Here is a 7,165-nt window from a genome sequence, read left to right as displayed (position 1 = left end):
TAACGTCATCCGGCCTTTTTTTATACCGTGAATCCCATCATCATTCCCGTATCCTCATGCTCCAGCAGATGACAGTGCGCCATGTAGGCATGCTCTTTCGGGGCATCGTGATCGAACTTCACCAGTACCTCGCTACGCGCGCCGTAGACGTTTACCGTATCCTTCCAGCCTGAGCGATGGGACGCAGGCGGCTTGCCGTTCTCTGACAGAATGCGGAACTGCGTGCCGTGGATATGGAATGGATGCTGCATCATGTCCCCCTCCCCTGAAATCACCCAGCGCTCATACTCTCCTTTGCTCGCGGCAAACAGCGGGTTATGCATATCAAAGGCTTTACCGTTGATGCGGTTGGCACTGTGGAAATCAAACTCGCCGCCGTGGCCGCCGTGATCCATGTTCATATTCATATGACCCATCATGCCGCCGTGATGCATCCCGGTCATTGCCTTGTCGCCGTACTTATCCTTCAGCGCCTGCATCCCCATCATGTCGAGCATCGGATCCATCGACAGATGGAAGGTGCGCTGGGTTAAGCCCGTGAGATCCGGCAGCGCTGGCACGTTAACCAGGGTATCGGGCAGCATGCCGGAGGCAGTGACCCGCAGCGGCTGAATGCGCAGTACCGGGTGCGGCTGGTCAAACGGTGGAAGGGCCATGCCCATTTGGCTGACGGGCAGCGTAACCAGATCGACCGGCTTGCCGTCGCTGATATCCACCAGCACCTCAAAACGCTCCCCGGTCAGCACCGGTAGCTCCGTCACCGCAACCGGCTCGGCGAGATGACCGCCGTCGCTGGCGATGACGTACATCCGCCGTCCGTCGCTGAGAGCAAAGTTAAGGGTCCGCGCATTGCAGCCGTTCAACAGGCGTAGACGCAGCCAGCCGCGCGGGGCCGCGTGCTGAGGATAGATCGCCCCGTTTGCCAGCAGGATCTCGCCAAACCAGCCCACCGCCGCGCTCATCACGTCAAGCTGGTAATCGATCTGGCCGTCAGCAGCCAGACGTTTGTCCTGCACGATCACCGGCACGTCGTCGATGCCCCACTGCTTGGGCAGACGCAGCATGCGGCTCTCGTTGTCCTCGATCAGAACCAGCCCCGCCAGGCCCATCGCGACCTGATGGCCGGTTTTGCCATGCTGATGTGGATGGAACCAGCAGGTCGCCGCCCGCTGATCGGGCGTGAAGGTCACTTCCCGCGCACCGCCCGCCGGGATGATCCCCTGCGGGCCGCCGTCGACCTCACCCGGCACCTCTAGTCCGTGCCAGTGAACGGTAGTCTCTTCCGCGAGTCGGTTACGGATCTCCACCGTCACCGCTTTGCCCTGCCGCAGCTGAAGCGCGGGTCCCAGCAGGTTGCCGTTATAGCCCCAGGTCGTGGCGGTTTTATCCCCAAAAGTAGAGGAGCCAACCTGCACGGTAAGCCTGATGCGATTCTGGGCGTCGGGAGTAAGCAGATCGGGTATCGGCAGCGTAGTCTGCCCCTCTGGCGCGGCGGCCCGCGCCCACGTCGGCAGCGCGCCGAGCGCCCCAAGCGCAGCGGAATATTTTAGAAAATCACGGCGTTGCATAGTCGAATCCTTATCGTCGGCAAACGGTCTCCTGAGCTTAAACCCTGCCCCTGCGGCAAGGTCAAGCGAAAGGCGAATAATAAAGATCGTCGCCTTACCCACAAGTATGCTAACGTTTAATTTCCGTGATGTTTTGGTAAGAAGAATGAAGATGTTTTTCAGAACCGTTGTGTTCACCAGCCTGCTGGCGATGTCAGCAAATAGTTATGCTCTCAGCGAGTCTGAAGCGGAGGACATGGCCGATCTGACGGCAGTGTTCGTGTTTCTGAAAAACGACTGTGGTTACCAGAATCTACCGAATGGCCAGATCCGCCGGGCGCTGGTGTTTTTTGCCCAGCAGAACCAGTGGGATCTGAGCAATTACGACACCTTTGATATGAAATCCCTCGGCGAAGATAGCTATCGCGATCTCAGCGGCATTGGCATTCCGGTTGCCAAAAAATGCAAAGCGCTGGCCCGGGACTCCCTCAGCCTGCTGGCGTACGTCAAGTAACGCAAACCCGCCTCCCCTGCTAAAGTTATAGCCGTGCATCAACGGCTGTAGTTAGCTATGATGTTGCGCCCATTTTGTGTGGATGTTAACGAAGGAGGATGCATGGCTGATACCCGCCAGTGGCATGAAACGCTGCATGACCAGTTTGGTCAGTACTTTGCCGTTGATAACGTGCTGTACCACGAGAAGACCGATCACCAGGATCTGATCATCTTTGAGAACGCCGCTTTTGGCCGTGTGATGGCGCTGGACGGCGTTGTCCAGACCACCGAGCGTGACGAATTTATCTATCACGAAATGATGACCCACGTTCCGCTGCTGGCCCACGGCCAGGCGAAGCATGTGCTGATCATCGGCGGCGGCGACGGGGCGATGCTGCGCGAAGTGAGCCGGCATAAAAATGTTGAAACCATCACCATGGTCGAGATCGACGCAGGCGTTGTGTCGTTCTGCCGCCAGTATCTGCCGAATCACAACGCCGGCAGCTACGACGATCCGCGCTTTACGCTGGTGATTGACGACGGCGTCAACTTCGTCAACCAGACTACGCAAACCTTTGACGTGATTATCTCCGACTGCACCGATCCGGTGGGGCCGGGCGAGAGCCTGTTTACCTCCGACTTCTATGCGGGCTGCAAGCGTTGCCTGAATCCAGGCGGGATCTTCGTTGCCCAGAACGGTGTAAGCTTCCTGCAGCAGGATGAGGCCGTAGGCAGCCATAAAAAGCTGAGCCACTACTTTAGCGACGTTAGCTTCTACCAGGCGGCGGTGCCCACCTATTACGGCGGCATCATGACCTTCGCCTGGGCGACGGACAACGAGATCCTGCGTAACCTCTCTACTGAGATTATTCAGGCACGCTTCCATAATGCCGCTCTGACCTGTCGCTACTACAACCCGGCTGTCCATACGGCGTCTTTCGCCCTGCCGCAATACCTGCTCGATGCGCTCTCCGAAGGAGGTGATAAAAATTGAAAAAACTGAAACTGCATGGCTTTAACAACCTGACCAAAAGCCTGAGTTTTTGTATCTACGATATCTGTTATGCCAAAACCGCCGAAGAGCGTGACGGCTATATTGCCTATATCGACGAACTCTATAACGCTAACCGCCTGACGGAGATCCTCACTGAGACCTGCTCCATCATCGGCGCGAATATCCTCAACGTTGCCCGCCAGGACTATGAGCCGCAGGGGGCGAGCGTGACTATTCTGGTGAGCGAAGAGCCGGTCGATCCGACTCTGATTGATAAAACCGCGCACCCCGGCCCGCTGCCGGAGACGGTGGTTGCCCATCTTGATAAGAGCCACATCTGTGTGCACACCTATCCGGAGAGCCACCCGGAAGGCGGTCTGTGCACCTTCCGCGCCGACATTGAGGTTTCAACCTGCGGCGTCATCTCCCCGCTGAAGGCGCTGAACTACCTGATCCACCAGCTTGAGTCGGACATCGTCACCGTTGACTACCGCGTACGTGGCTTTACCCGCGACATCAACGGCATGAAGCACTTCATCGACCATGAGATCAACTCGATTCAGAACTTCCTCTCCGAGGATATGAAGGCGCTGTATGACATGGTGGACGTGAACGTCTATCAGGAGAACATCTTCCATACCAAGATGATGCTGAAAGAGTTCGACCTGAAGCACTATATGTTCCATACCCGCCCGGAAGATCTGACTGCCGAAGAGCGGGAGGCCATTACCGAATCGCTGTGGAAAGAGATGCGCGAGATCTACTATGCGCGCAATATTCCCGCCGTGTAATCTCTGCTGAAGCCGGAGCAGGGACGCTCCGACACTATCTTTAAAACAGGCTACTTCTGCTGAATAAACGTGCGGTACGCCGTGACGACCTGAAGAAAATCCTCAACGCCGCACAGCGACAGGCTCTCTTCGTCGTAGTAGCTCATCCCCTCTTCGATCTCATCCCCGGAGAACTCCAGCTGGTTAGCGCGGATAATGACCTCTTCGCCGTCCATCCAGAGCGTGTACTCATGACCAATTCGCTGCCACTGGCGCTCGCTGCCTTTGACGGTTTTCGCCGCCTGCTCTACCTCATCCAGCAGGGCGAGATTCTCTTTCACCTCTTCGTTAAACCAGTGTCCGACCACCTCGTGGCCCATCGACATGCGCACTTTCACCTGGCCCGTGATGTCGCGTAAGAATTCGTAATCCATGTTTTTTTCCTCACATCCGCAATAGTGTAATTATCGCAGCCGCGGAGAAGAAAAACAGCGTAACGGGGAGAAGGAGGAGAAATAAAAAAAACCCCTTCGTAAGACGAAGGGGCTTTAGGTGGGCGTATTGCCTGGCCTAACTTACACGGCGGTTTGGAAGATCACGCCGTCGGCTTTCTCGGTGTACTGGCCGAGCTGGTCAAAGTTCAGATAGCGATAGGTATCCACCGCTGTCTTATCGACCTGCGCCATAAAGATCTGGTACTCGTCCGGCGTCGGCAGTTTACCCAGCAGCGAAGAGACCGCAGCCAGCTCCGCTGATGCCAGGAAGACGTTCGCTCCGGTACCCAGACGGTTCGGGAAGTTACGCGTCGAGGTCGACACCACCGTTGAACCATCGGCTACGCGCGCCTGGTTACCCATGCACAGCGAGCAGCCCGGGATCTCAATACGCGCCCCGCTCTTACCGAAGACGCTGTAGTAGCCCTCTTCCGTCAGCTGAGCGGCATCCATACGGGTTGGCGGCGCGACCCACAGGCGGGTCGGCAGCTGGCCTTTATGGCTGTCCAGCAGCTTACCGGCAGCGCGGAAGTGACCGATGTTGGTCATGCACGAGCCGATAAACACTTCGTCAATCTTCTCACCCGCGACGTCAGAGAGCAGGCGTGCGTCATCCGGATCGTTCGGCGCGCAGAGGATCGGCTCTTTGATATCGGCCAGATCGATCTCGATGACCGCGGCGTACTCGGCATCGGCATCGGCTTCCAGCAGCTGCGGATCCGCCAGCCACTTCTCCATGCCCTGAATACGGCGCTCGATGGTACGGCGATCGCCGTAGCCTTCCGCAATCATCCACTTCAGCAGCACGATGTTAGAGGTCAGGTACTCGGTAATCGGTGCCTTATCCAGCTTGATGGTACAGCCTGCAGCGGAACGCTCGGCAGAGGCATCGGCCAGTTCAAACGCCTGCTCTACTTTCAGCTCCGGCAGACCTTCGATCTCGAGGATACGACCAGAGAAGATGTTTTTCTTACCTTTCTTCTCAACGGTCAGCAGCCCCTGACGGATCGCGTACAGCGGAATAGCATGCACCAGATCGCGCAGGGTAATGCCCGGCTGCATTGTGCCTTTGAAGCGCACCAGCACCGACTCCGGCATATCCAACGGCATAACGCCGGTCGCTGCGGCAAACGCCACCAGACCAGAGCCTGCCGGGAAGGAGATCCCTACCGGGAAGCGGGTGTGGGAGTCACCGCCGGTGCCGACGGTGTCCGGCAGCAGCATACGGTTCAGCCACGAGTGGATGATGCCATCGCCCGGACGCAGCGACACACCGCCGCGGTTCATGATGAAGTCCGGCAGCGTATGGTGCGTGGTCACATCCACCGGCTTCGGATAGGCCGCCGTGTGGCAGAAGGACTGCATCACCAGGTCGGCGGAGAAGCCGAGGCAGGCCAGATCTTTCAGTTCATCACGGGTCATCGGACCGGTGGTGTCCTGCGAGCCAACCGAGGTCATTTTCGGTTCGCAGTATTCGCCAGGGCGAACACCCGTCACGCCACAGGCGCGGCCCACCATTTTTTGCGCCAGCGAGAAGCCTTTGTTGCTGGCTTCAACCGCTTTCGCGCTGCGGAAGACGTCGCTGTGCGGCATGCTCAGGGCTTCACGCGCCTTGGTGGTCAGGCCACGGCCGATGATCAGCGGAATACGGCCCCCGGCGCGCACTTCGTCAATCAGCACGTCGGTTTTCAGCTCGAAGTTGGCCAGCAGTTCGCCAGTTTCGTGGTTGCGCACTTCGCCTTTGAACGGATAGACGTCAATCACGTCGCCCATGTTCAGGTTGTTCACGTCCACTTCGATGGGCAGTGCACCCGCATCTTCCATGGTGTTGAAGAAGATTGGTGCGATTTTACCGCCCAGCACCAGACCGCCGCCGCGTTTGTTCGGCACAGCTGGAATGTCATCGCCCATAAACCACAGCACCGAGTTGGTGGCGGATTTACGGGATGAACCGGTACCGACCACGTCACCGACGTAGGCCAGCGGGAAACCTTTTTTATTCAGCTCTTCAATCTGCTTGATCGGGCCAACGGCACCCACCACGTCTGGCACAATGCCTTCACGGGGGTTCTTCAGCATCGCCAGCGCGTGCAGCGGGATATCCGGACGTGACCAGGCATCCGGTGCCGGAGAGAGGTCATCGGTATTGGTTTCGCCGGTCACCTTAAAGACGGTAACGGTAATTTTTTCAGCCAGCGGCGGGCGGCTCAGGAACCACTCGGCGTTAGCCCAGGAGAGCATCACCTGCTGCGCATGAGCGTTGCCCGCTTTCGCTTTCTCTTCCACGTCGTAGAAGTTGTCGAACATCAGCAGCGTATGGGAGAGCGCTTTCGCGGCAATCGGGGCCAGCGCGTCGTTGTCCAGCGCATCAATCAGCGGATGGATGTTGTAACCACCCTGCATGGTGCCGAGCAGTTCAACGGCTTTTTCCGCTGTAATCAGCGGCGAGGTGGCTTCACCTTTTACGATGGCGGCCAGGAAGCCTGCTTTTACATAGGCGGCTTCATCAACGCCCGGCGGAACACGGTTGGAAAGCAGATCTAACAGGAACTCTTCTTCACCCGCTGGCGGGGATTTCAGCAGCTCGACCAGTGCGGCCATTTGGGTTGCATCGATAGGCTTGGGTACAATTCCCTGGGCAGCACGTTCGGCTACGTGCTTACGGTATTCTTCTAGCACGACGGTATTTCTCCTCGCTCTCATTGTCATAGTGCGGCGGGCGATCTCTTCATGCTTCTGTGAAACAGTAGTGTGTAGGGTAATGCCCGATACCGCATTGGGCAGCATATCAGGATTTAGGGGGGGTGTTAATCTGTTTACAAAAAAGCAACATTAAATATTAGCTGAATCGTTAAGGTTCAACGA

Annotated in this window: 6 protein-coding genes; 3 read left to right on the top strand and 3 right to left on the bottom strand. The window is 57.4% G+C overall.

What is annotated here, in order from left to right; genetic code table 11:
• Window positions 1–20: 20 nt before the first annotated feature.
• Entirely contained in the window at window positions 21–1,568 is a 1,548-nt protein-coding gene (cueO, locus tag FN633_RS12640) for a multicopper oxidase CueO (RefSeq protein ID WP_154057939.1), read from the bottom strand.
• 145 nt (window positions 1,569–1,713) lie between these two features.
• Between cueO and FN633_RS12635 the strand changes: the two genes are divergently transcribed.
• From FN633_RS12635 to speD, 3 genes are all read left to right on the top strand, one after another.
• Window positions 1,714–2,061 (top strand): YacC family pilotin-like protein, encoded by a 348-nt coding sequence (locus FN633_RS12635; protein ID WP_103820681.1) that lies wholly within the window; start codon window positions 1,714–1,716, stop codon window positions 2,059–2,061.
• Window positions 2,062–2,163: 102 nt separating this feature from the next.
• Window positions 2,164–3,036: a polyamine aminopropyltransferase gene (speE, locus tag FN633_RS12630; protein WP_154057938.1), complete on the top strand. Its 873-nt coding sequence runs from the start codon at window positions 2,164–2,166 to the stop codon at window positions 3,034–3,036.
• Window positions 3,033–3,827, top strand: coding sequence for an adenosylmethionine decarboxylase (gene speD / locus FN633_RS12625; RefSeq protein WP_042390548.1), 795 nt, complete (start codon window positions 3,033–3,035; stop codon window positions 3,825–3,827). Before speE ends, speD begins: the two co-directional genes overlap by 4 nt.
• A 50-nt stretch (window positions 3,828–3,877) precedes the next feature.
• On the opposite strand, the gene yacL is transcribed toward speD, so the two are convergent.
• Both yacL and acnB read right to left on the bottom strand, forming a co-directional pair.
• Entirely contained in the window at window positions 3,878–4,240 is a 363-nt protein-coding gene (gene yacL, locus FN633_RS12620; RefSeq protein ID WP_144817669.1) for a protein YacL, read from the bottom strand.
• Window positions 4,241–4,381: 141 nt separating this feature from the next.
• The gene (gene acnB / locus FN633_RS12615) at window positions 4,382–6,979 is read right to left on the bottom strand and encodes a bifunctional aconitate hydratase 2/2-methylisocitrate dehydratase (protein WP_154057937.1); all 2,598 of its coding nucleotides are present in this window, start codon (window positions 6,977–6,979) and stop codon (window positions 4,382–4,384) included.
• Window positions 6,980–7,165: the final 186 nt, after the last annotated feature.

Source organism: Pseudescherichia vulneris (genome assembly GCF_902164725.1).
In the GTDB taxonomy this organism is placed as follows: domain Bacteria; phylum Pseudomonadota; class Gammaproteobacteria; order Enterobacterales; family Enterobacteriaceae; genus Pseudescherichia; species Pseudescherichia vulneris.
The sequence above is the reverse complement of the archived record's forward strand: the minus strand, read 5'-3'. Positions and strand labels throughout refer to the sequence as shown.

Bases quoted from the DNA above. Each gene is read 5' to 3' on its own strand.
- speE (WP_154057938.1), top strand. From the start codon at position 2,164: ATGGCTGATACCCGCCAGTGGCATGAAACGCTGCATGACCAGTTTGGT.
- cueO (WP_154057939.1), bottom strand. From the start codon at position 1,568: ATGCAACGCCGTGATTTTCTAAAATATTCCGCTGCGCTTGGGGCGCTC.
- yacL (WP_144817669.1), bottom strand. From the start codon at position 4,240: ATGGATTACGAATTCTTACGCGACATCACGGGCCAGGTGAAAGTGCGC.
- FN633_RS12635 (WP_103820681.1), top strand. From the start codon at position 1,714: ATGAAGATGTTTTTCAGAACCGTTGTGTTCACCAGCCTGCTGGCGATG.